The organism is Microcoleus sp. T3_A4, assembly GCF_036700465.1.
Lineage (GTDB): Bacteria > Cyanobacteriota > Cyanobacteriia > Cyanobacteriales > Microcoleaceae > Microcoleus.
This window is the reverse complement of the sequence record NZ_JAUBOY010000074.1, coordinates 1-21,361: the sequence shown is the minus strand read 5'-3', so window position 1 is coordinate 21,361 and position 21,361 is coordinate 1. Positions and strand designations below refer to the sequence as shown.

At 45.4% G+C, this 21,361-nt stretch carries 24 protein-coding genes and 2 tRNA genes; 8 read left to right on the top strand and 18 right to left on the bottom strand.

Annotated features, from left to right (window positions below; all coding sequences use genetic code 11):
• Positions 1 to 30 precede the first annotated feature (30 nt).
• On the top strand, positions 31 to 552 hold the full coding sequence (locus QUA07_RS27795; RefSeq protein ID WP_333331849.1) for a GNAT family N-acetyltransferase: 522 nt from the start codon (positions 31 to 33) through the stop codon (positions 550 to 552).
• A 68-nt stretch (positions 553 to 620) separates the two neighbouring features.
• Here the strand turns inward: QUA07_RS27795 and QUA07_RS27790 are convergent, their stop codons facing one another.
• A complete protein-coding gene (locus QUA07_RS27790; protein WP_333331846.1) occupies positions 621 to 1,250 on the bottom strand; it encodes a Uma2 family endonuclease in 630 nt (209 codons plus the stop codon).
• A gap of 112 nt (positions 1,251 to 1,362) precedes the next feature.
• Positions 1,363 to 1,569: a hypothetical protein gene (locus tag QUA07_RS27785; protein WP_293156897.1), complete on the bottom strand. Its 207-nt coding sequence runs from the start codon at positions 1,567 to 1,569 to the stop codon at positions 1,363 to 1,365.
• A 159-nt stretch (positions 1,570 to 1,728) separates the two neighbouring features.
• On the opposite strand from QUA07_RS27785, the gene QUA07_RS27780 reads away from it, so the two are divergent.
• Together QUA07_RS27780 and QUA07_RS27775 are read left to right on the top strand one after the other, a co-directional pair.
• A complete protein-coding gene (locus tag QUA07_RS27780; RefSeq protein WP_333108327.1) occupies positions 1,729 to 1,935 on the top strand; it encodes a ribbon-helix-helix domain-containing protein in 207 nt (68 codons plus the stop codon).
• A 449-nt stretch (positions 1,936 to 2,384) separates the two neighbouring features.
• Positions 2,385 to 2,843, top strand: a complete 459-nt coding sequence (locus QUA07_RS27775; protein ID WP_333331843.1) for a hypothetical protein — start codon at positions 2,385 to 2,387, stop codon at positions 2,841 to 2,843.
• A gap of 395 nt (positions 2,844 to 3,238) precedes the next feature.
• Here the strand turns inward: QUA07_RS27775 and QUA07_RS27770 are convergent, their stop codons facing one another.
• Positions 3,239 to 3,616 (bottom strand): Mo-dependent nitrogenase C-terminal domain-containing protein, encoded by a 378-nt coding sequence (locus tag QUA07_RS27770; protein ID WP_333048531.1) that lies wholly within the window; start codon positions 3,614 to 3,616, stop codon positions 3,239 to 3,241.
• Between the two features lie 470 nt (positions 3,617 to 4,086).
• Between QUA07_RS27770 and QUA07_RS27765 the strand changes: the two genes are divergently transcribed.
• Complete coding sequence (locus tag QUA07_RS27765; RefSeq protein WP_333331840.1) at positions 4,087 to 4,677, top strand: rhomboid family intramembrane serine protease; 591 nt, start codon at positions 4,087 to 4,089, stop codon at positions 4,675 to 4,677.
• A gap of 122 nt (positions 4,678 to 4,799) precedes the next feature.
• Here QUA07_RS27765 and QUA07_RS27760 read toward each other — a convergent pair whose 3' ends face one another.
• Positions 4,800 to 7,688: a PAS domain S-box protein gene (locus tag QUA07_RS27760; protein WP_333331837.1), complete on the bottom strand. Its 2,889-nt coding sequence runs from the start codon at positions 7,686 to 7,688 to the stop codon at positions 4,800 to 4,802.
• Positions 7,689 to 7,739: 51 nt separating this feature from the next.
• Here QUA07_RS27760 and QUA07_RS27755 point away from each other — a divergent pair, with 51 nt between their 5' ends.
• From QUA07_RS27755 to QUA07_RS27745, 3 genes are all read left to right on the top strand, one after another.
• On the top strand, positions 7,740 to 7,886 hold the full coding sequence (locus QUA07_RS27755) for a hypothetical protein (protein ID WP_333233336.1): 147 nt from the start codon (positions 7,740 to 7,742) through the stop codon (positions 7,884 to 7,886).
• Positions 7,887 to 8,372: 486 nt separating this feature from the next.
• On the top strand, positions 8,373 to 8,756 hold the full coding sequence (locus QUA07_RS27750; protein WP_333331834.1) for a hypothetical protein: 384 nt from the start codon (positions 8,373 to 8,375) through the stop codon (positions 8,754 to 8,756).
• 234 nt (positions 8,757 to 8,990) lie between these two features.
• Positions 8,991 to 9,179, top strand: coding sequence for a DUF2949 domain-containing protein (locus tag QUA07_RS27745; protein WP_333085816.1), 189 nt, complete (start codon positions 8,991 to 8,993; stop codon positions 9,177 to 9,179).
• A gap of 305 nt (positions 9,180 to 9,484) precedes the next feature.
• Here QUA07_RS27745 and QUA07_RS27740 read toward each other — a convergent pair.
• The 13 genes from QUA07_RS27740 to QUA07_RS27680 form a co-directional block, all read right to left on the bottom strand.
• Positions 9,485 to 9,561, bottom strand: a tRNA-Met gene (locus QUA07_RS27740).
• A 74-nt stretch (positions 9,562 to 9,635) separates the two neighbouring features.
• Positions 9,636 to 9,712, bottom strand: a tRNA-Met gene (locus QUA07_RS27735).
• 120 nt (positions 9,713 to 9,832) lie between these two features.
• Positions 9,833 to 10,786 carry an asparaginase gene (locus QUA07_RS27730; RefSeq protein WP_333084640.1) on the bottom strand — a complete coding sequence of 318 codons (954 nt, stop codon included), beginning with the start codon at positions 10,784 to 10,786 and terminating at the stop codon, positions 9,833 to 9,835.
• A 181-nt stretch (positions 10,787 to 10,967) separates the two neighbouring features.
• Positions 10,968 to 11,468, bottom strand: a complete 501-nt coding sequence (locus QUA07_RS27725; RefSeq protein ID WP_333331831.1) for a CGLD27 family protein — start codon at positions 11,466 to 11,468, stop codon at positions 10,968 to 10,970.
• 11 nt (positions 11,469 to 11,479) lie between these two features.
• Entirely contained in the window at positions 11,480 to 11,899 is a 420-nt protein-coding gene (gene rsfS, locus QUA07_RS27720; RefSeq protein ID WP_333331828.1) for a ribosome silencing factor, read from the bottom strand.
• A 138-nt stretch (positions 11,900 to 12,037) separates the two neighbouring features.
• A complete protein-coding gene (gene yqeK, locus QUA07_RS27715; RefSeq protein ID WP_333331825.1) occupies positions 12,038 to 12,670 on the bottom strand; it encodes a bis(5'-nucleosyl)-tetraphosphatase (symmetrical) YqeK in 633 nt (210 codons plus the stop codon).
• A 32-nt stretch (positions 12,671 to 12,702) separates the two neighbouring features.
• On the bottom strand, positions 12,703 to 12,939 hold the full coding sequence (locus QUA07_RS27710) for a hypothetical protein (RefSeq protein ID WP_333084647.1): 237 nt from the start codon (positions 12,937 to 12,939) through the stop codon (positions 12,703 to 12,705).
• Positions 12,940 to 13,276: 337 nt separating this feature from the next.
• Positions 13,277 to 14,545 carry a WcaI family glycosyltransferase gene (locus QUA07_RS27705; RefSeq protein ID WP_333331822.1) on the bottom strand — a complete coding sequence of 423 codons (1,269 nt, stop codon included), beginning with the start codon at positions 14,543 to 14,545 and terminating at the stop codon, positions 13,277 to 13,279.
• A gap of 162 nt (positions 14,546 to 14,707) precedes the next feature.
• Positions 14,708 to 15,145, bottom strand: coding sequence for an ATP-binding protein (locus QUA07_RS27700; protein WP_015178537.1), 438 nt, complete (start codon positions 15,143 to 15,145; stop codon positions 14,708 to 14,710).
• A gap of 549 nt (positions 15,146 to 15,694) precedes the next feature.
• Positions 15,695 to 16,696, bottom strand: a complete 1,002-nt coding sequence (locus QUA07_RS27695) for a sugar transferase (RefSeq protein ID WP_333084651.1) — start codon at positions 16,694 to 16,696, stop codon at positions 15,695 to 15,697.
• 396 nt (positions 16,697 to 17,092) lie between these two features.
• Positions 17,093 to 17,761, bottom strand: coding sequence for a DUF3318 domain-containing protein (locus QUA07_RS27690; RefSeq protein WP_333109239.1), 669 nt, complete (start codon positions 17,759 to 17,761; stop codon positions 17,093 to 17,095).
• A gap of 173 nt (positions 17,762 to 17,934) precedes the next feature.
• Positions 17,935 to 18,090, bottom strand: a complete 156-nt coding sequence (locus QUA07_RS27685) for a hypothetical protein (RefSeq protein ID WP_333331818.1) — start codon at positions 18,088 to 18,090, stop codon at positions 17,935 to 17,937.
• Positions 18,091 to 18,504: 414 nt separating this feature from the next.
• Entirely contained in the window at positions 18,505 to 19,560 is a 1,056-nt protein-coding gene (locus QUA07_RS27680) for a hypothetical protein (protein WP_333331815.1), read from the bottom strand.
• A 311-nt stretch (positions 19,561 to 19,871) separates the two neighbouring features.
• Between QUA07_RS27680 and QUA07_RS27675 the strand changes: the two genes are divergently transcribed.
• Positions 19,872 to 21,059 (top strand): DUF3800 domain-containing protein, encoded by a 1,188-nt coding sequence (locus QUA07_RS27675; RefSeq protein ID WP_333331812.1) that lies wholly within the window; start codon positions 19,872 to 19,874, stop codon positions 21,057 to 21,059.
• Here the strand turns inward: QUA07_RS27675 and QUA07_RS27670 are convergent.
• Positions 21,049 to 21,276, bottom strand: a complete 228-nt coding sequence (locus QUA07_RS27670; protein ID WP_333331809.1) for a type II toxin-antitoxin system HicB family antitoxin — start codon at positions 21,274 to 21,276, stop codon at positions 21,049 to 21,051. The two genes, QUA07_RS27675 and QUA07_RS27670, sit on opposite strands and share 11 nt — an antisense overlap.
• Positions 21,277 to 21,361 lie beyond the last annotated feature (85 nt).

Genomic DNA, 21,361 nt, shown 5'->3' with positions numbered 1-21,361 from the left:
TAATGAACCCTAAACATTTAAGAAATTGGTTTGCTAATTGCTGCTACTGTACCTCATAACAGCGGGAAACGCTGTAGCAGGGTGATTCGGGAGAATTTTGACTGCGGTGTGCCGGAGTTAAATCAGGAGCTCAAAAAATACGCCCGACAAAATCAAAGAAAAGGCATTGCTAAAACTTGGGTGGCAATTCCTCAAGGCGGTGACGGTCAAGTAGCAGGCTATTATTCAATAAGTATGGCTGAATTACAACGAGAGTTACTGCCTGAAAATTACAGGAGAGGGTTGCCGCGCTATCCTCTTCCAGTCATGCGGATCGGCAAACTGGCGGTAACTCAATCAATGCAGGGTAGAAGACTAGGTGAGACACTGTTAATCGATGCTTTTAACAGAGTGATTCGTTTGTCGGAAGATATAGGAGTATTGGGAGTGATAGTTGACGCTTTCAACGAACAAGCTAAGGAATTTTATTTGCAATACGGGTTTATTGCCTTAGAAGGTGATGAACTTTCACTTTTTATTCCCATGACTAGGATATTAGAAGCTTTTACATAGGTAAAAGACAAAAGTTGGTCTTAGCTTAGAAAAGACGATCTCCCTTCTGAAACCAAGTGCGATCGCCCTTATTCCTCGCCGCTTTCTTCTGGCTCATTCTCCGCCTCAAAATCCACCTTCTCATAGACATCTGCCAGCGGCACTTCAACTTGAAAGAAATTAAAAACTAGCGCCACATCCTCTTCATCGTACTGACTATACGACCACCGCTTATTTTCCAACTTACAATACTGTTCTATATAAACCTGAGATTGATCGATCAGAATATACTCTTGAAATGTCGGCAGCGTTTGATAAAACTTAAACTTATCACTGCGATCGTAAGCTTTCGTAGATTTCGATAAAACTTCCACAATCACTTGAGGATTCATCACCGTATCCTGGCGATTATTGAAATACTCAGGTTTACCCGGAACTACCATCACATCGGGATAAGTATAAGTTCGCTTTTTCGGCAGCCACAGACGCACGTCACCGAAGAAAACTCGATAGTCTTGTTTTTTGAGGCCAAGACTTAATGCGATATAAATATTTCCAGCGATTTGATTGTGATTCGTAGTTGCACCTGTCATTGGAATAATTACTCCGTCGCGATATTCACTTTTGTACTCTGCTGCTTCTTCCAGGGCTAAATATTCTTCTGGAGTGAAGTAGCTTTGTGCTGTTGGCTGTTCTGTTGCTTGTAGAATAGCTGTCACGGTTTTTTCCCCAACTCAATTGATATTTTGCGTCCAGTTTAACATTGCCCGAAAGTCCGATCGCCCTCCTCAAACCAAGGGCGATCGCACGCTTATCAACTCACAACCAAAATTAATCGATCGGATCGAAAACTAAGGTCAATCTCGCAGCGGGAAGCAGTTGTTTGAGAACTCGCAAATGACCCTCTGCATCAGACCAACTGCGAAAGCGACCGACAACGACCCTTTGTAGATTCGGAAGCAAACGAACCACAATCCAGGGTCTGAGACGTTTCTCATACGGCATAATAGGTGTATCTCCTTTGTTAATTGGAGCCATAGCCAGTCCTGAGCCCTCGGAAAGCATCGGACTGGCTTTTGACTGAGTCTTGATGGGATTAGACGAATTGTAACATAATAAGCCCAAATATGTGTCAGTAGATTTTTAACAATAGGGTAACAACACGATCGGGAGCGTAAGCTTGTACCATTAAGAGCGTTGGCAAACAAACAAACATTTACATTGAGCAAGCGCGTTCACGTTACCTTTCCTGATTACGTATATGAAGCTTTGGATCGATGGGCTGACAAGCAAGGCAGATCCACGGCTAACCTGATAGCCTTTCTCGTGGAAACGGCTTTATTGGAAGCCCAACAAAGGGGAGAAGTACCCTCGGGGCCTGAAGATCCCAAAAGCGACACGTAAAGACTTCCCTCGTGGGTTACGGGGGCGTGTCGCGCGATCGCACTTATCGAAATTGATGAAAACTAGCATCAGCGCCCGCAGTTGGCGCCCAATATTTAAAATAATTCTCTGCTTTGTCCTCGCGATCGCGTATTAGTACATAAGTCCTCTCAGCAATCGAAAGTGCCAGTTTTTTAATTGTCCGTCGGCTAGTCAGGTGCAGGGAAACTCACAGAAAAATATCATTCTCAGTAACGATATTTCGACTATACATTCAATCCTATTGTGGGGCGGGCTTCTAGCCTGCCCCTAAAAGCTTATTGAGAATAGTACCCCATCTCAGGGGAAACGGAAATTGCATCCAAGGATTTCCTCCTTGAGGCCAATTGTGAAAACTGTACTGTTCGATCGCCCTCATCAATCCAACTTACCTAGATTAGACGCATCAACATATTTTAAACGAATGACTTATGAACTTCACAGCAAGACTCACACAAACCAGCTTACTCGGTTTAATGCTATTTGCCAGCAATCCAGCAGCAACCTTGGCTATAGGACAATCGAACACAAGCACTGCACCAACAGCGTCTCGCACTCAGTCTCCGATTGAAACCATACAAATAGCTAATGTATCCACTCCCCAAAAACTGGTGAGGGATTTTTGTGCTCGCAAAAGACAGAAAGTGGAAAACTATTTCGAGACTAGCAACTTTCGGATTTATCTGTGCTACAACCACGCCAATCAACTATATTACTACGGCGTTAAAAAGAGTAACGGCAGCACAATTGCCCTGCGTGCTCGAACTGAAGAGGGGACTGGTTATGTGGCAAAAAATGGCACCTACGATTACATCGTTACAGGAGCCAGCCTTAGTATTTATAACAAAGGCAAACGCATTCTCGAACAACGAGTGATTCGCTCCCTTTAGTATTTAAATGCGATCGCTCTTTCAAGCCCCGACTTCTTCAAAAAGCCGGGGATCTAAGAGAATATCTGGCTTTTCTGCTGAGGCAGACAAAAGTTTGTGTAATTTAACCTCGAACTCAAATGACCGGCGCTTCGCCACATTTGAGTTTGAGGTTAATATCGTTTCCGGTTGCATCGGAATAATAAAATCGACTCAACAGTTAACACTCAACCATTCAGTTTTTCTACTCACAGTCAACAGTCAACAGTCAACAGTCAACAGTCAACGATAATTCCGGTGCAACCGGAATTGATATAACAGGTTTCAAGCGCCGAATAATCTCAAAATAAAAAAACCCTCCCCAACAAGGAGAAGGGAGGGTGAAAAGACAGTGAGAAATTTAATTTTTTGCAGAATTAACAATAAGGAGTTACATCTTCGCCACACTCGTCAGCCAAATAACATAAAGCACGAAAGCGCAGCCCTACCACTTGCTCGTAAAGCGGATTTAACTTGCACAGCGGCGGAATGGACAATAAAGTGCGATCGCCAATTTTGACTTCTCGCTCAAACGGACACTGGCTGGGAATAAACTTACACAGCAACCGAGCCAACTTTTGACTTTTAATTGCAGTGTTATCAAGCCATTGTTTTAGCGGATGCAAGGGGTCAAAGTGTGGCTTTTGACCGTAAGGTTGAGAATTTGTAGCGACATTAACGGCTGTTTCTTGTTTGCCAAATCCTACCCAATTTGGCAGAGTTCGGTAGGAGACTGTATGCTCAAATACGTTCATTTTGCTCTCTTCCTCTTTTATAACGAGGTGCCAATAACTCTTTGTAGAGCTTGTGCCATATTATCTACAATCAGTATCTACAGCATCTCGTTTGGCTTTACCGGATTGAACTTCTTAAATTAATGACTTAGGGCGAGAAAAGTAGTTCCTGATTTTTTTTAAAGACGGTGTTCGCTCTAAAAACTGTCCTCATTTCAAGCCCAACAATTGATTGATAGGGTAAAAATTCTGTCTTCTACGTTCTAGCTTCAACCTTCGGTTGACTCTCCTTTTGTAGTTCAATTACAATTGTGACGCATTCAGGTGAATTATCCTATACGTGAAAATGCGGAACTTTTAATAAAACTTATAATATTTCTAAATAAGCTCTGCTGCAAAAAACCGTGAAACCTCGACCCCACAATCTTTGCTCGCGATCGCCCAGAAACTTCTACAATGAGAAAAAATCGGTATCACCGCCCTCACCACCCATGAGTAACCCAGAAACCAAAGCTATCACCCGCGAATTGCAAAGCCACGCCGCCATTCTCGGTGGCTTCGTCTCCCTCCTCTGGATTATCGAAATTGTCGATGTATTCCTGTTCCGAGGCAGGCTGAATGCCTACGGAGTCCGCCCCCGCAGCCTCGACGGACTTGAAGGCATCCTGTTCATGCCTTTTCTGCATGGCAGTTTTGCTCACTTAGCCGCCAATACCCTCCCTTTTGTGACATTGGGTTGGTTGATTATGCTGCGAGAAATTAGCGACTTTTTTATCGTGAGTGCCGTCACTGTGCTAGTCAGTGGATTAGGAGTTTGGCTGACTGGCGCGCCTAACTCCGTTCACATTGGTGCCAGCGGATTAATCTTTGGTTACTTCGGCTTCTTGCTGCTGCGGGGCTATTTTGAACGCAGCTTTACATCTATTTTTTTATCTTTAATTGTCGGTTTCTTCTACGGCAGTTTAATTTGGGGAGTTTGGCCCTCGCAGCCGGTAGTTTCCTGGCAAGCGCATTTCTTTGGCTTTGTCGGCGGCGTATTAACAGCTCAACTTTTGGGTCGCCAGAAACGGCGAATTAACTAGAATAAGACTGAGGCTGCATCCTATCATCACCTTGGTTTATTGCTCATAAATTATCTAAAAGCGTAGGTTTTTTGTCAATAAACCTGGTTTCTTGTGTAACAATTGCGTCCCGGATAGCAAGACTAACTGCTGACCAATAATTCAACGCGGGCCGGCAAGCACACAGTAAAAACCGAACCGCAACCTAACTCGCTTTCGACGTGCATATCGCCACCCATCATCACGCAAAAGTGACGGCTAATAGTCAATCCCAAACCGGTGCCGCCATACTTGCGCGTAGTTGAGGCGTCGCCCTGCATAAATGCTTGAAATAAATGCTGCAATTGTTCGGGGGGAATCCCAATACCCGTATCAGCTACGCGAAAAATTATTGAGTCGGAAGGTTCTGCTATTTCTGGAGTTGTTAAGCTGTCATGTTTAACTCTTTCAATGCAGAGGGTAATAGTGCCACCTTCCGTAAATTTGGCTGCATTGCTCAGCAGGTTGAGCAATATTTGACGAGTTTTGGTAATGTCAGCATACATCATGCCCAAATCGTCAGCACAATCAACTTCAAACTTATTAGAATTTTTATCTACCAAGGGTTTGACAGTAGAAACTACCTCGTCAATTAAATTGACCGGGTTGAAAGTTTCTAGGTAAAGTTCCATCCGCCCCGCTTCAATCTTAGAAATATCTAGAATGTCGCTAATTAAAGATAGCAAGTGTTTGCCCGCTGTTTGAATTTTTTCCAAGTCGGGGATAAAATCTTCGCAGCCTAAATCCTCAGCGTCTTCTTTGAGCATATCGCTGTAACCAATAATCGCGTTGAGGGGAGTTCGCAATTCGTGGCTCATGTTAGCTAAAAAGGCGCTTTTGGCTTGGTTTGCAGCTTGAGCGGTTTGGGCTACTTTTTGGAATTCTTCTGCTAATTTGCGCTGGGTAATATCTTCGGCAATACCCACGATGCGGTAAATTTCTCCGGTTTGGCTGCGGACTGGAAAAGCCCGATCGCGCACCCAGCAAACTGAACCGTCGGATCGCACTACCCGATACTCCTCATCATAATCGCCCCGCACCTGTTTCGCAAAAGCAGCCTTGACGCGATCGAGATCCTCCGGGTGAATAGCATCCCAAAAAGCCTCCGGTTCTGACTGCAAACTCTGACAGCTCAAATTCCATATTTTTTCGCAAGCAGGGCTCACATAAACTAGCTGCTTTTGATTGGGTTCTCTAATCCAAAATACCTCATGAATATTTTCTGCCAACTGGCGAAACCGCTCCTCACTAGCCCGTAACTTCTCCACAGCACTGTGAAATTCAGTCACATCCTGAATCAGCGATGCCACCCCAATGATGCTGCCGTCAGCATCAACCAAAGTCGTATTGTACCACTCGCAAAGAATAATTTTGCCGTCTTTTCTGAGGTTCTCGTTAAGACTGGTAACTCCTCCTTTATTAGTGAGCAAAGTTATAGATAGTTGCCTGACATACTCCTTAGCACTTTCAGGAACTATGAGATCGACTCCGTGGCGTCCCATAGCTTCCAAGCGGTTGTATCCAAAAATTCTTTCCGCTGACAAATTCCATTCCGCTACTTCAAAGTTGAGATCCCATTCAATCGCTCCCAAAGGAGTTTGGTGAAGATGGAGAGCCAGTTTTTGCTGCGAGTTTTTCAGAGAAATAATTAATTGATTTTTGTCGGCGATCGCAGATTCTACCCGATCTTCGAGAGTAGTAAACGACTCTTCCAATTGATCTGCCATCATATTAAAGGAGCGAGCCAGGACACCCACCTCATCCTCCCGCTCTACAGACGCCATCAAGCGGGAATCTACCGCCATCCCGTCCCATTCTCCCCGTGACAAAGCCTCCGCAGCCTTGCTCAAACGCCGAATCGGTACAACAATCCACCTAGAAGTTAGAGCGCCAATCGCCGTTGCCAGCACCAAAGCACCCAGACACATCACCACAGTATACCGAGTGTTGGCATTAATCCTTTCCATAAAATCGGCTTCAGGAACCGTCACCACAATCAACCAGTCGAGACCCCTGCTGTCTGAGAGTGGCGTCACCTGTAGAAATTGCCGTTGACCGTCGATCGTAAAATCTAACTGGCGAGATCTGTCAATTTTGTGCAAATCCCCGAAGCGTTCTGTCAAATAGCGGGCACTCGATCGAATTAGAACATTCTTGCTGCTGGTTGCCACAATCCGTTTCGCAACACCATTGCTAACAATAAATGGCGGTTCCAGAGTAGAATTTGCCACCAATTGCCCAGACCTTTCTACAATAAAAGTCTGTCCTGATTTGCCAATTTTTAGAGTTTCCAAGAATTGATTGAGCTTGGAAAGTGCCAAGTCAGAACCCAGGATGCCAATCAGTTTACCATCCTCGCCATAAACTGGTTGAGCAGCCGTAATCGCTAGTTTGGGAGCGTCAAAATAATTATAGATTTTACTCCAAGTCGGTTGGCCTGCGCGCACCGGAGCTATGTACCAAGGTCGGACACGGGGGTCGTAGTTGAGAGTAGTTTTTAACAGCTTGGTTGGTTCCTCCAACTCTGACAGCCCGTAGCCCTGCAAATTATAGCCAGTAGATTGATTAGAAATCTGAATTTGCAACTTGCCGTCGTCGAGGCGTTCAACTCCAATAAAATCTTTTTCTTCGGATGCGAATTGAATGTAGCTAATTTTATCAAAAATTTGGATTTGTTTGTAGAAGTAGCGTTGCAAACTATCACTATCCCGCACGTTCACAATGCCGAGACGGATGGCATCGAGATTGAGCTGATTGATTTGGTGTGGCGTTTCAATATAACTATTAATATGTTGCTGGATACGCGATGTGACTTCTGTTCGCAGTTGTGCGGCAACATCGTTGACGGCTATGCGCCCGTTCCGCAGCGACAGCCACCCCGTCAACCCTACCGCAGCGAAAGTCTGAAGGGCAAAAGGCACAACAAGGACGATGCGAATTGGCACTTTGCCCGACATTTTTAAAATCGGGTCGGTTAGATATTTGATTGGCATGGTAAAGCAGAACTATTATTAACCCACAACATTCGGGTCAAGTACAAATTGATGAGCGCAGGTTTTGAAGTTGAGATGGTTTTAGTAGGCAAAGTGCTGTTAATAACTCGGAATCTGCCGCTGGCAACTGAATTTTTAACGACTGCCACCGCCATCTTAGCGCGATCGCGAGCTTTGGGAACATTGGCATCGAGATGAATGCAGTATCAATCTTGGACGTACTCTACACGCTCATATTATTATAGATTTTGAGATTAAAGAATTAAATAATTGGGAAAAAGAGATTCTGTAAGGGTTTAGAACTTGCCTGCTGTTCCATTCTTTTTTTAGACTGGTATCTAAAACCTGGTGTTTTTAGCGTGGCGGCGGGCTGCAACGAACTATTTTCGTGAAAAACAACCGATGGATAGCCGCCCGTGCGTCCAGCACTAACTATTTTTCCCATCCTGACGGGGGCTAATCAAACCAATCGAGTTTTTGGTTGACTCATGCCTGAAATGAGGTATTTTGGCGTTTCAACCTGGTTGCTGCGTCAGTTCTATTTGACCGATAGCGCGATCGAAAATTATAAGTTTTCACAGCAACTGCAATTGATATCTCCACAAGCAGCTACTTTTGATAGAGTGCAACTTAATTGCGACTAGGTAAAATAAGCATAGTAGGATGCAACTAGCGGAGGCATGGATGATGAACGCAGTTATTGCTACTCTTGGCACTGCTCTCGGACTGAGCTCAATTTTTATCGGTTTGACCCCGGCGGTTCTCGCCCAACAAAGACTGCAACCAACGCCCCAATATTCGGAAACGACTTTATCTGGGGACTCGTTGAGGACTGTGGAGGACAGAACCTTAGACTCGGACTACCAAAACTTGATTGGTGAACCAGAAACGGCGGCTAATTCTGCTAGAAGGGAAAGAAGCTTGGGCGACAGATTTCGCCTCAAAATCGAGGGTCCATTGGAATTTATTACTACTCCTTCTGACGCCCAGCGTCAAGGAAATCCTTTACCTCCAAAACAAACCGACAGCGGTACAGAAGCGGGAGTTCAGCTTCAACTAGGACTTTAGCAATTTTAAATGAATTCATTTAAAGGAAGCGAGCGATCGCGGAACCGAATTTTTGATTCTCGGAGTTATTGTGACTGCGATCGCTTTTTTATCAGAGTTTTATCACAAGTTTTGTGCGGTTTCGATCACACAAGGTTCTCTATTGTGAACCTAGAATTAGACCAATTAAACTTCCGATACAGACCCATTAGATACATATCTTTACAATAGCGCATAAAACTGGCGGTGAAGGTGATGAGAAAGGCTCAACTGATCGATTATTTGCGGGGAGAGTTGGCAATATCGAATTCTGCGATCGCCGTTGCTCTCCGACACGGTGAACAAGATGCCAGCGAACTGCCGATGGTTCTGTGGCAGTACGGGTTAGTTACACTGGAACAGTTAAACCTAATTTTTGATTGGTTGCAAGCTCAGCCGGCTTAGAAATTTAAAATCCTGAGTTAAAAAATATGGATATCGGATTGCAATTTTTTGACACATAAAGCTTGCACAAACGGTCGTCGAAAAGTATAGGGTTGAGTGTTTAGGTTGAGGGAGTGTCAATTTGTCCCAATTAGAAAAATACAAATATACAGTAGGGACACAGCAGTGCTGTGTCCTCATTTTTGTTGCCGCCTAAAATAAACTGCTTTCAATCTGTCGAAGAGGCGATCGCACTCGGCATCAAATAGAAGCTATAAAACAAACCCCAGCAACTTTTAGGCTGCCGGGGCTTGTCTTGTTTAATTTGGTGGCGGGAAGTGGATTTGAACCACTGACCTTCGGGTTATGAGCCCGACGAGCTACCAGGCTGCTCTATCCCGCGTCGTTTTATCTCTCTCTAGTGGTTTCCAAAAACAAAACCCTGAAACCTTAACGATTACAGGGTTCGCTTGAATTTGGTGGCGGGAAGTGGATTTGAACCACTGACCTTCGGGTTATGAGCCCGACGAGCTACCAGGCTGCTCTATCCCGCGTCGTTTTTTGTCTCTTTACTAATATAAACATATCTTTCTGAAAATTGCAACCCCTAAATCAAAAAAACTTTTTAGATTATGGGAGGGGTTGCTGAAATCGGCGAGCGAGTCTCGATCGCCCTAAAGCATCGAAACTTCCCCAATTACCTCCAAGCGCTTGAACTCGCTGAGAGTTAGGTAAGTCTCCGCCAGAGTTTCGGCGATCGTCGGAGTAATCCACCCCAACTGCTTGAGCAAGTGAATCGCCACAGCAAATTGAGCGCGCTTTCCTCCATCCGTCACCTTAATTGCCAAGCCCATGCCTTCGCCAACGCGGCCAATGCACTGCACCCCTTCGGCGCCGGACTTGCTCACCAATTCCCCTTGAGTCAAGCGCATCAGTTCCGTGTCAAATTTGCCCTCACCGGCAACCATCATCGGGTGATGAGTCATAGCGCGGACAATCCGCTCCATCTCCACATTGTCGCCGGAAGCCAACTTAGCGTACAAAGAGGCCATTTGCCCCAACTGCAACAAATAGGTAGGAGCGCCGCAGTCGTCACGAGCGCTGATAAACTCTTCGGCAGGCATTGCCAGCAACTCAGCCACTTTGCCCAAAATAAGCTGCTGGACAGGATGTTTGCGGCGTAAATAAGTGTCCAAGGGCCAGTGCAGTTGCTGGCAGACAGCCAGCATTCCGGCGTGTTTGCCGGAGCAGTTGTATTGCAGGGCGCTCTTTTTGCCTTCGGGAATGGGGCATTGAAGTTTAGAGGGGTCAATGTCGCAGCGCCACAGGACGTTAAATACCTGGCGCGATTGCTCGATCGTACCTTGATGGGAACTGCAAATAATCGCTAAATCTCGATCGGTCAATTCGTAGCGTTCTAAAGTGCCAGTCGCCGTCACCGCCAAAGCTTGAAAAGGCTTGAGTGAAGAACGGACAAATGTGGCCGTTTCCGAGTTACCGGCAACAGACAGAACGCGCCCGCGCTTGTCGCAGACAGCGGCCTGGGCGCGGTGCCTCGATTCCACAATACCTTCGCGCAGCAGTGTGACTTCCAGTTCGGGAGCTTGGGTTCGTTTTCCCCTTGTCATATCAATTTTAGATTTTAGATTTTAGATTTTAGATTGGGGCCGATGGAAGTTATGAGTTGCGAGCTGCCAGTTAAGAGTTATAAAGTTAATCTTTCTGCGATCGTTTCTCACTCATGCACTCCGTGTGCGTTGTTGGCTGTGGGCGGCAATCTCAAAACTCAAAACTCCCTTCCATTCCCGATTACAAACAACTCCAAGTTAGTCCCCCGGCAACCAGCAACACTGTCAAACCATAAAATGTTTGCCGCAGACGCCTGAGAATTGGTTCTAGTTGGTAGTTGACAATCAACTGATCTTGAAGCAAAACTTCGGGAGTTTTAGGCCAAGATTGACAATCGTACCAGCCAGACTCTTCGTAGACGACCGTGGGATTTGAAAGGCGCGATCGCACGTAGAACCAACCCAAGTAGAGTCGCAGCAAAGCTAATCCTAGAATAAAACCGGCACCTGCGGCACCGCACAGGACAAACTGAGCTGGATACTTGAGGGGAGCAAAGCTAGAAGCAGCTATCGGCCCCGATACCAAGCAACTCCAAGCCCACACCCAAGCTAGTTTGGCCAGGTATCCGGGCCAATTGAGTGTTACCCAGCTAAAAAACCAGGATTCTTTAAGTTCTTGGTATTCATTGATCGGTCGCTGTTCTTGCGGAACGGGACAAATAGAAGCAGAAACGTTTTTCACATTAGCAATCCTCACGGCGTGGGGGAAAAGTCAATGCGTTCGGCGTGTCCCCAGAACGCTTCTAAATTGTAGAACTCCCGCTCTTGAGGCTTCAAAATATGAATGATCGCGTCGCCGTAGTCCATGACGACCCAACTAGCGTCTGATAGGCCTTGTGTACGTAGTGGCAAGCGTTGCCACTCTTCTTCAACTTGGTCTGCTATCGCTTGGGAGATGGCTCGTACCTGCACGTTGGAAAATCCGGTGATGATCGCAAAGTAGTCTGCCAAATAGCATACTTCTGCCACCCGGAGCAATACAATATCTACTGCTTTGCGGTCATCGGCTGCTTGGGCAACGGTCATGATCATGCCACGGGCTTCGTCTGAGGAGGTGCCGCCCGTTGCTGTAGACTGGGCCCTGGAATATTCGAGTTGAGTTAGATCTGACATTCAGTGTTTAATTTCCTAATTGATAGGGTAAGGGGGAATCGGTGAGCTATTCGCTTTCGATTGTTGGCAGTTTGAGACGGGAAATAGGAGTTAGGTTGAAGCCAAAAGTAAGGACAGAATTTCTGGTAAATTTTACTTTTAACTTGTGATTTGTTCGATCGACTGCTTCGTCGAATTTCCTGTTTCCGGCGATCGAGCCATTTGCAGCGCCCAATTGCGGGTAAGTACGGTGCGGGGGTGGATGTAGCAGCGAGTTTCTAGCAAATATTTAACAGAATAATCGCTAGTTTGCCACACGGCTGCATAAAGATTTTGCCAGCTTGCCTCGCGCAGTGCTTCTAGTTGGGCTGTGTTGCCGCGGCTTGGCTCTATGGTATCTGCTATGAATACGGTACAACTGAGCTGGCTCATGTTTGGTCTGCCGAGGGTGTGATGGGCGATGGCGTCCAAAATTTCTCGATCGACCACCCCGAATTCGTCTCTGGCGACGATCGCGCTGGCGTCTGCGTGCAGCAAATGCGGGTGTGCTTCCAACACTGAGTCTAACTCTAAACCTTCCTTCTGGGCCATGTGCAGCAGCAGTTGAGGTTTGAAGTATTTTGCCAAATCGTGCAACAAACCGGCAGTTCGGGCTTTTGCTTCGTCGAGGCCGTAATGGCGAGCCAAGTCACCTGCTGTCTGTTCGACTCCCAGAATATGTTTGATACGGGCAGCAGGAACTCTGTCTGACAGCCAAGCTAGGACGTTTTCGCGCGCGGGTACAAGTGTCAAATATTAACTCCTCCATTGTAGGATCTACTATTTTAGCGTTTTGTTTTGATCGGCTGCTGTGTCGGGCACACAGCGGTGTGGTGATATCTGGGATGGGGAGGAGTGAAGGGGGCGAAGGGGGTGAAGGGGGCGATCGGCTGTTTGGCAGATACGTTATCTTTTCTGGTAACTCCTGGAATCTTCAAAACAGTCCCTACCTGAACAATTAGTCTAATGGGCTTGCTATTTTTGGTAATTATCTCATTTTTTCTATTTTTAGTCCGTGCCATCCAAGGTTATTTTGTCGTTTAGCCGCTGCTTGCTTCTCTGGGAATTTTTATGATTATTTTGTTAATTCAACATAAAAAATTCCCTAAAAACTTTAATCAACATGGTTGTAACGGGAAGTCAAAAGTCTTTTTCAGTAATCTGTATTTTACTTTTAATCGGGGTAGTCAGGGCTTTCTGGATGGCGGAGGAGACAGTTCTCATTCTCGTAGATAGGGGACTTAAATCGCTCAAACATCAGTCTTTAATTTTTTTGGTATTTACGTTAAAGAACGTTATTTTTGTACTGCTAGGAACATTTTGTGAGACTCTAACTAGGCACGGTTCCAATCGCTTATATTATTTGGGCAAAGGCGCCAATATTTTCTCAGCATGACTCGCTGCCACCGCCGCAAATAAAGCTTCATAATGATTCAAAGCTTCCTCAAATCCATAATTCTCCACAGCATAATTTCTGCCTTGCTCGCCCAACGCATCCACCTTAGCAGGGTGCAGGTACAAATCCTCAACCGCCTCAGCCAAAGCCTGCGGATCTTCCGGCGCTACCACCACCCCGCCACCGCTCTGCTGCACTGCTTTCTGGGCCGTACCAGTTTCAGGAACCGAAGCCAAAATTGCCCGACCGCTGGCGAGAATTACTTGAATTTTTGAAGGCATATTGAAGTTAGTAACGCGGCGCTTTTGTACGACTAAACTAACATCAGCAGCAGCTAACAATTCGGGCAATTTTTCTCGCGGTTCAAATGGTAGCAGCATTACATTATTAGCTTTGTAAGTTTCGCAATCTTGTTGCAAGCGCGCCAAGGCTGTTGATTCCCCCACAATTACAAAAGCGATTTCGGTTAGGTGTTTCAAACGAGCGGCTGCTTGGACAACTGTTTGCAAGCCTTGAGTGAGGGCAATATTGCCCGCGTAGAGAACGACAAATTTGCCCTTGAGTTTGTGAGTTTCTCGAAATGAGTTACTTTCCTTGGGTAAGGGGCGAATAAAATTGACATCAACCCAATTGGGCACGCACACTATTTTTTCCGGGGGTACTCCCTGAGAGTGCAATTTGGTGATAAAACCGCTGTCGATGACGCTGACTTGGCTGGCTGTGCTGTAGGCCAATTTTTCCAAAGCGTCAGCAATGCGAACTAGCAGTCCGTTTTTTTTGACCAAGCCGACGCGCACGGCTGCTTCTGAGACGATATCCTGAACGTTGAGGACGATCGGGCAAGCGCGAATCCAGCCGTAAAAGGCGACTGGGACGCAAATCGGTAAAGGGGGCATTGTCGAGAAAATCACGTCGGGACGCCAGCCTCTGAAAGCTTGGACGGCGCTGGAGACAACAAAACTGCCGTCTAGCACAAGTCGGTCTAGGAGGCTGGGGTGGGGGCCGTTGACGCGCAGATAGCTGCGCTGAATTGTGACACCGTTGTGTTCTTCTGTAAGGTAAAATTTGCCCTCATATTGCGGATAAATCCGGCGCTGCGGATAGTTGGGCATTCCTGTGACGACTCGGACTTGGTGGCCGCGCTTGACTAAGCCTTGCGCTAGTTCTGTCATCAGGGGGGCAATGCCGATCGGCTCTGGATAGTAGTTATATGAATAAATTAGAATACGCATAATATTTATTTTGAAGCAAATTGTCCTCCAGCCGCGTGCATCGAGCCTGTACCCGCAGAATTGCCGAGGATGTGGTTGGGTTCCGGGTAGGACAATAGGGGAGCGAGGGGATCTTCCACTCCTTGCGAAAGAAGCCGCCCTGACCGGGCGGGTATCACGCCCTCAGGTAATGTTTTTTCGCATTACCAGGCAGTTTCGGCGATCGTCGGTACGGATATACCGAAGGTCGTCTGTGAGCTTGTACATGAACACCAGTCCCCTTTCTCCCTCTCTGTCCAAAGGATCGCGCTGCTCTTGCATGATTGAGTGCAGCTTTGCTTCTAAGTTGAAGGGTTGACCCCTGTCCCAAATCCTAATTTCTAAGTAATCGGCAAACACTTTTACCTCAATGTCGATGGGTGTCGTGGGGGGCAAGTTCTGGTGAGCGTGTCGGACAGCGTTTGTAAAGCCTTCGTTGATTATCAGCCGGCACTGCCACCAGAAATCCGCTGGTATCATGGGCAAAACGATATTCTCCAACCATTCCAAAACGGATGTTAAAGCATTCAGGTCTGTTTCAACCTGCAGGTGCCACTCGGCCTTTGGTTGCTTGTCTTTCATCTTTCTTCCCCCTGGTCGGCCCCCACCACCGCTGTACTCAGCGCCGGAGGGAGAGAAAAAGGAGGGCAAGGTCTTGGCAACATATTAGTTAAGTCAAGCTTGAGTTGAAGAAGCCCGTTTTGCCTCAAGGTGAGCATTCCTTTCGCACCATTTACTCGCACAGCAAATGAGAGACTTCCGATACTGTAATCCGCCTCGGTAGGGCGTTTAAATAGGGAAAATTCCCGAGTCAGCTTGCGAGGAAGTGATTTAAGCTTCGACCGTGTTAGCAGTCGCTACTTTTCTAAACACAGGTGAGTTCTTCTCGTCCTCGAAAATCATGCTGGGATCATTTGAGTATGACCTCGAACTCGCCAATTGCTAATTATTAATGCTCTGATTGCAGAGCTGGCAACTAGCTGTGCATTTTCTGGGCGTGTGAATTTTAACACTTAATGCTAACGTAGGTACCGCTAGCGATCGTCTGCTTGACTAAGTATCGAGTTCGAGTTCCCGCCCCCCTCGTTGGCAACAGCACCTCAAAGTTCAGTGGTGGGTTGTTGAGGGTTCCTAAACAGCGCCACTATTTTTGTTAAACAGGACTGTTACAGTTTTGACAATTAGTTTGAGGTCATACACCAGGCTCCAGTTTTGTTGGTATTTTAAATCTAAACGGATGACATCTTCAAAATCGCGGACTTGAGAGCGACCGTTGACTTGCCATTCCCCTGTCATCCCGGGTTTGACATCCAAACGCTGCCACTGAGGGACTTCGTAACGCTCAACTTCGTCTGGGGTAGGCGGTCTAGTGCCGACTAGACTCATTTCGCCTTTGAGCACGTTCCAAAACTGCGGCAGTTCGTCGAGGCTGGTTTTGCGTAAGATGCGCCCGACCTTGGTAATCCGCGGGTCGTTGTCATTTTTGAAAAATGCGCCAGAAGCCTGATTTTTGATTTGGGCTTTCATGGCTTCGGCGTTGGTACACATCGATCGAAATTTCCAAATCCGAAATTGTCTGCCCATCCAGCCACAGCGGGTTTGACCGAAAAATATCGGGCCTGGATCGTTGATAGTGATGGCTGCAGCTATGGGTACGAGCAAAATTCCTGTAATTATCAAACCGACTATTGCCCCAACAATGTCTATCAGCCGCTTCACCCACGATTGCACTGAGGGGTGGGTCATCGGTAGCTGATTGTCCGAGGGCTTGGTCTCTGTGGGAGTTGAGGTTGCAGAGGGCTGCTCGATCGTTAGCACTTGATCTAGGCTGGTGAGAGCAAATACTGCCATCACCTGCGGCTTGAGGCTTCGGAGCACCAAGTCGCTACCACGCTGTTTGGCAAATTTCAGATTGCTGACTAAAGCACCGATCCCGCTACTGTCGATGAATGTCGTCTGACTGAAGTCTAGGACAATCTTGCTGGGAACGGTGGTGCTTTCCGAAAAAAGTTGCTGGCAGGTTGTCTTGAAGTTTACAGCTTCAAGTACGCTCAAGCGCACGGGTATGTGAACTGAGGGAATCTCGTCCGAGTACGTTACCCGAAAATCTGCCTCTGGGGTTTGACTGACCATGAAGTCCTGGTTTCAAATTTCAAGCTTATGTCTTTAGCCTATTCTGTCCTAGCAGCTCCACCTTTACCAAATATTATGGTTAACAAAAGGCTAGCTTTATACAAACTTTACAAAAACGCCTGCAAACTCGCCCGCCGAGAATGATATCAAAGGCAAAAATAGACTTAAGTCTACCAGTGCCAGTTTTGGCCCAAAGATTTTTGAACGCAGTCGCGGCCAAACTTTAACATCGGAATCAAGATTTTTGTGGATTCAGGCCGATTAATCTTGTCGTTAATCATTTTGGTGCCTGTCTTGCACCGGATAGCCATCGCAGTTAACAGTTAACAGCTAACCCACAAGTCAACAGTTAACGGTTAACTGGAAAACCCCCGTAACCAGCGTCGGGGGATGAGGTTAAGAATTGTAGACGTTTTCTGACTGGGAGGTTTCGCGGGTGATGGGTTTGACTTTGGCTTTGGCTTTGGCTGCGTTGCGTTTGAGGGCCTGGAGACGAGCTTCGTATTTAGCCCGCTGCTGTTTTTTGGAGGTTTGCTCAATTAAGGTTTTTAAGGCGCTGCCGAGGCTTTTGTAGGCGTTTGGGAGAGTGTAGCCGAAGCGGGTGGCCAGGGCCAGGGCTTTTTCGTCGGCGTCTATTGCTTCTTTTAAACTTTTCTCTCCGTTGTTTTTTTGGAAAAGTCTCCAGCCGGAGACGCCACACAGGGATAGGGCCAGTAGCAGCAGCAAGCCGTCTTGCACCCAAAGTTCGCCGACGGCGCCGCCTAAACCAATGGCGAGGGCTGCCATTTCCCAACCGTCTCTGGGGATGGTGTCGTTTTGGATTCTGGCGACTTCGTGCCAAAATAGGAGGTTGCGCTGATCCATTGCTAGCTGTTCCCAGCGGATCAGGTCTATTTGGATTTCTACCTGGTCTTTGCCTATTTCTTCGCTGCGGATCAGGGTAGGATTAACTTCTATTGTTTTTTCTACTGTTACCCAACTTTGGAGTTCTGGGGGCAGTATGTTTTTCAAGCGCCGGATCTCACTCATCTCGGCTCTTGCTGTAGAGGTTGCATAGGATGTCATAGCTCCGGCCTATTGATTTTCCAAAGGTTAATATGTGTCTGTTTCTGGAGTATAGCAAACCTTGAATCCAAATATAGTCGAGTAACGGGGGTCGATCGACCAATACTTGCAATTTTAGTTAATTTTAGTCTCAGGGGGCGATCGCCACTGCCGATTCGATCCTTGACTTTCGATTATTTCATCAACGGTTCGATTCCTTGCCCCAATTTCGACCAAGCCGACCAAGCTTCCTGCTTAGAAGTTAGGCCTTTTTGAACTAAAACAACTCCGTCAAATAATTCAGCAATTCCGTACAAGACTCGCCGTAGATCTTCATCGCTAAAACGCACTCCCGCCCGAAATCTACCCTGTCAATCGGAGCTTTTAAATTCTTCTGCTGTAAATGCCACAAGTCATAATCGACCGCTAATTTTTTAAAAATGGCGACAACTAAATCCCTGTAATATGAGTCTAAAGCCTTGTTTTATCGTCGCTTACGGGATATCTTTTTAGGGTAAATAAAGTTGTGCAATTCTTCTTTTTGTCCCAACATCCTCTCTTTTTTTCCCTTGCTTAAAATTCATTTTTCTCTATTTTTTTGCTACATGAGTGCGATCGCCCACAGTCGGGTGTTCGATCGCGCACAGTAGCGATTTGGAGTACCCGCTGCTAGCCCTAACTACTTGTCTACCCCCTTTTATTCTTGCAGTAAAATTACCACATTTCGGGGATTTACACACATCATTCAGACGAGATTTCAATGATTAAAGTGACTTGAGAAGACCACTTTCTAACTGATAAATTGCTGCCATGATTCCGCTTTCAGGATTTGTGAGCAGGGACTTTTTGACATCTTTCAAGTATTCTACAATGTGTTCCCGCAAAATCGGTCTTTCTACTTTGACTGTGTGATTGTAATCCCACAAATCCCAAATGATAATCCCGATGCCGACAATCGGGTCGATTAAACTCACTCCCAACTGACTAGCAACTGTACCGCCTGTTTTTGTGGCTACCTTGGCGGCGGCTTTGCTAGCAACTTTTGCGGTAACTTTACTACCAACTTTAGCTGCTACTCCCAAAATTAAGGGTTTAGCAATTAAGTAGCCGCTGCCGCCAACTAATACTTTTAATGATAAATTCGAGACGTTTCCTTTGTCGCTAATTGTGGTGGCAATATCGTTGAGATATTTGTCCCACTGTACTTGCGGTATATTATAATTATTTTGAACTACTTTCACATTTTTGCTAACTTCTGATATGTACAAATTAGCAGTATCTTGAGTGATTAATTGAAATCGCAGTTGAGCATTTTTGGGAACCAGCACGCGGTTAGCAAATTCTCTTTGAAAGTCTTCGGTTAATTTTTCGGAAACAGCACGAGATGCTGCTGTCATATCAAATCTGTTGAGTACGGCAGATTTCAAGAAATTAAAAGGTACGGTAAACTCCATCTTTTTTTGATTGAAGTAATCAAAGTACCAATCGAGGAAACTGTTGTCAACCCGCGCGATTACTTCGGTTTCCCATTTGTCCAACTCTTTAGATGCGAAAGTTTCGGCAGTTATATGGGATTGTTGGATAGCGTTTTTAACGTCTTGGTTGACTTTGCTAAAATCGTGTGGGGGCGAGACTACAACTGCTGTGGTTCCGGTATTTGTTAGTGACTGGGAAATTAGAAAGTTACCTAATAGGGGAATGATGACTACTAAAATTACGATCGTCCAAATCATCGGTGTCACAGTTTTGATAAACTGACCGATAACTCTGAGACGTTCTGTTTTCTCTGAATAGCTAATTTCTTCCTTGTGTTGACTCATGGCGGTTTCTCAACTGATGAGAGTTGGGCTAGTTTCGATTATAGGCGATGGTACCTGCGATCGTGTTACAGGGGTGTAGCCTGGGATTTTGGAGGGGTTGGGGAAAAAGTGCGATCGACCCACTCTCTTATCATAGCAAGCAGTTTTTATGAGCGTACTCAAATACCAAGTCCTGTATTATTTTGTTAATTCTCCTTTGTGAAAGGAGGCTGTTAAGTTTCATTTCTGAAGTGGTGTGGTTTTGTAATTTTATGTTATAATACAAAAATTACGAGTAATACACACTCCTCACAATTAAACTAAAAATCCCTATGAAACAAACCATTCAAGAAATTTACTGCGATGAATCAGGTTGCAATGGTAATAATCTTATGGACCGAGATTCACCGATTTTTGCTTATGCAAGTGTAGCAATTAACCATGAAGAAGCTACAGAATATGTAAATAATATAATTCAAAAATATAAGCTACAAGGTGGCGAATTAAAAGGTCGAAACCTTCTTAAATCTTCCAAGGGTCAAAAGGTAATAGCTGAGATATTGATAAATTTTAAGGATCGCATAAAAGTAGCTGTATATCATAAAAAATTCAACTTAGCTTGCAAATTGTATGAATATATATTTGAGCCAGTTTTATCAGAAAAAAACTCTCTATTTTACCAGATAAAATTTCACCGATTTATCAGCAACATTTTATATGTAGAGTTTGTATCTCAGAGCGCGGATGCTGAAAAAATATTTAGCGATTTTCAGAAGCTTATGAGAAGTTTGGAGGACACAGAACTTAACTATCTTTTTAGTTCTTCAAAAACACCTGATATTTCGCCTATACTCGACGGCATAAAGACTTTCTGTATTCATCATAGAGATACTATTAATCAAGAATTAAACTCTTTACAAGGAACTGATATAGGCAAGTGGATTTTAGAGCTTTCGTACCCGGCTTTGTTATCTATTCTCTGTGACTCGGGAAAAGAGTTTAACCAACTTAAAGTTTTTTGTGATGTTAGTAAACCACTAAAAGAAAACAAGGGACTGTTGGATACTATGATTGGGAGAGAGGATAAGATTTATACTGACTTTTTTCAAGGAGTAGAAGAACCCATTACATTTAATCTATCCCAAGAAGTTCAATTTGTGGAATCCGATAAATTTCCTGGCATACAAATAGCTGATGTTGCTGCGGCTGCTTGTGCCTATGCTGCTAGAGAAGGTGTCAACCAAAATACAGAGAGCTGGATAGAGCATATACCCGGTATTATAGGTGGCCACTCAGTGATTCCTGATTTGAGTTACACCGACCCACATACATTTGATGCGACCAGAAATTATATGTTGTTAATATATTTGGTGGAGAAAAGTATAAACGAACAGCCATTGCTTGATGGAATAGAAGAGTTTTTATCGGCGGTTACTCATGATTTAAATCTCAATCCGAGCAATCGGATAGCTACTATTGCCGAGAATTGTCGAAGCGACGCACCCTACTTTAACTTTTAGCAGGTAAAGGAATCTCATCGCCGCACTCATAAGCAGTCTCTATCCACAATTCCCTAGCTTCCTGAATATTCTCCATCGCTTCCCACAAAGTTTCCCCCACAGACATACAACCCGGAAGGTCTTTTATTATGGCTGTATAACCTTCAGATTCTGGATAAAAATTGATAGGATATTTCAGACTCAAGTAATAATCTAGAGATTTAAGGTTGACTTTCATCTTCTAACTAGGGTTTGCTGAATAATTGATCGCAGACCACTAGCAGGAGCGATCGATATATTCAAGGTGAGTTAAATATAAGTTT

Coding starts and splice junctions, on each gene's coding strand:
- QUA07_RS27690 (WP_333109239.1), bottom strand. CDS start 17,761: ATGACATCCTATGCAACCTCTACAGCAAGAGCCGAGATGAGTGAGATC.
- QUA07_RS27695 (WP_333084651.1), bottom strand. CDS start 16,696: ATGGTCAGTCAAACCCCAGAGGCAGATTTTCGGGTAACGTACTCGGAC.
- QUA07_RS27770 (WP_333048531.1), bottom strand. CDS start 3,616: ATGAACGTATTTGAGCATACAGTCTCCTACCGAACTCTGCCAAATTGG.
- QUA07_RS27710 (WP_333084647.1), bottom strand. CDS start 12,939: ATGGCACGGACTAAAAATAGAAAAAATGAGATAATTACCAAAAATAGC.
- QUA07_RS27755 (WP_333233336.1), top strand. CDS start 7,740: ATGAGCGCAGGTTTTGAAGTTGAGATGGTTTTAGTAGGCAAAGTGCTG.
- QUA07_RS27730 (WP_333084640.1), bottom strand. CDS start 10,786: ATGACAAGGGGAAAACGAACCCAAGCTCCCGAACTGGAAGTCACACTG.
- QUA07_RS27675 (WP_333331812.1), top strand. CDS start 19,872: ATGAAACAAACCATTCAAGAAATTTACTGCGATGAATCAGGTTGCAAT.
- QUA07_RS27775 (WP_333331843.1), top strand. CDS start 2,385: ATGAACTTCACAGCAAGACTCACACAAACCAGCTTACTCGGTTTAATG.
- rsfS (WP_333331828.1), bottom strand. CDS start 11,899: ATGTCAGATCTAACTCAACTCGAATATTCCAGGGCCCAGTCTACAGCA.
- QUA07_RS27705 (WP_333331822.1), bottom strand. CDS start 14,545: ATGCGTATTCTAATTTATTCATATAACTACTATCCAGAGCCGATCGGC.
- QUA07_RS27785 (WP_293156897.1), bottom strand. CDS start 1,569: ATGGCTCCAATTAACAAAGGAGATACACCTATTATGCCGTATGAGAAA.
- QUA07_RS27680 (WP_333331815.1), bottom strand. CDS start 19,560: ATGAGTCAACACAAGGAAGAAATTAGCTATTCAGAGAAAACAGAACGT.
- QUA07_RS27745 (WP_333085816.1), top strand. CDS start 8,991: ATGAGAAAGGCTCAACTGATCGATTATTTGCGGGGAGAGTTGGCAATA.
- QUA07_RS27760 (WP_333331837.1), bottom strand. CDS start 7,688: ATGCCAATCAAATATCTAACCGACCCGATTTTAAAAATGTCGGGCAAA.
- QUA07_RS27750 (WP_333331834.1), top strand. CDS start 8,373: ATGATGAACGCAGTTATTGCTACTCTTGGCACTGCTCTCGGACTGAGC.
- QUA07_RS27700 (WP_015178537.1), bottom strand. CDS start 15,145: ATGAAAGACAAGCAACCAAAGGCCGAGTGGCACCTGCAGGTTGAAACA.
- QUA07_RS27765 (WP_333331840.1), top strand. CDS start 4,087: ATGAGTAACCCAGAAACCAAAGCTATCACCCGCGAATTGCAAAGCCAC.
- QUA07_RS27670 (WP_333331809.1), bottom strand. CDS start 21,276: ATGAAAGTCAACCTTAAATCTCTAGATTATTACTTGAGTCTGAAATAT.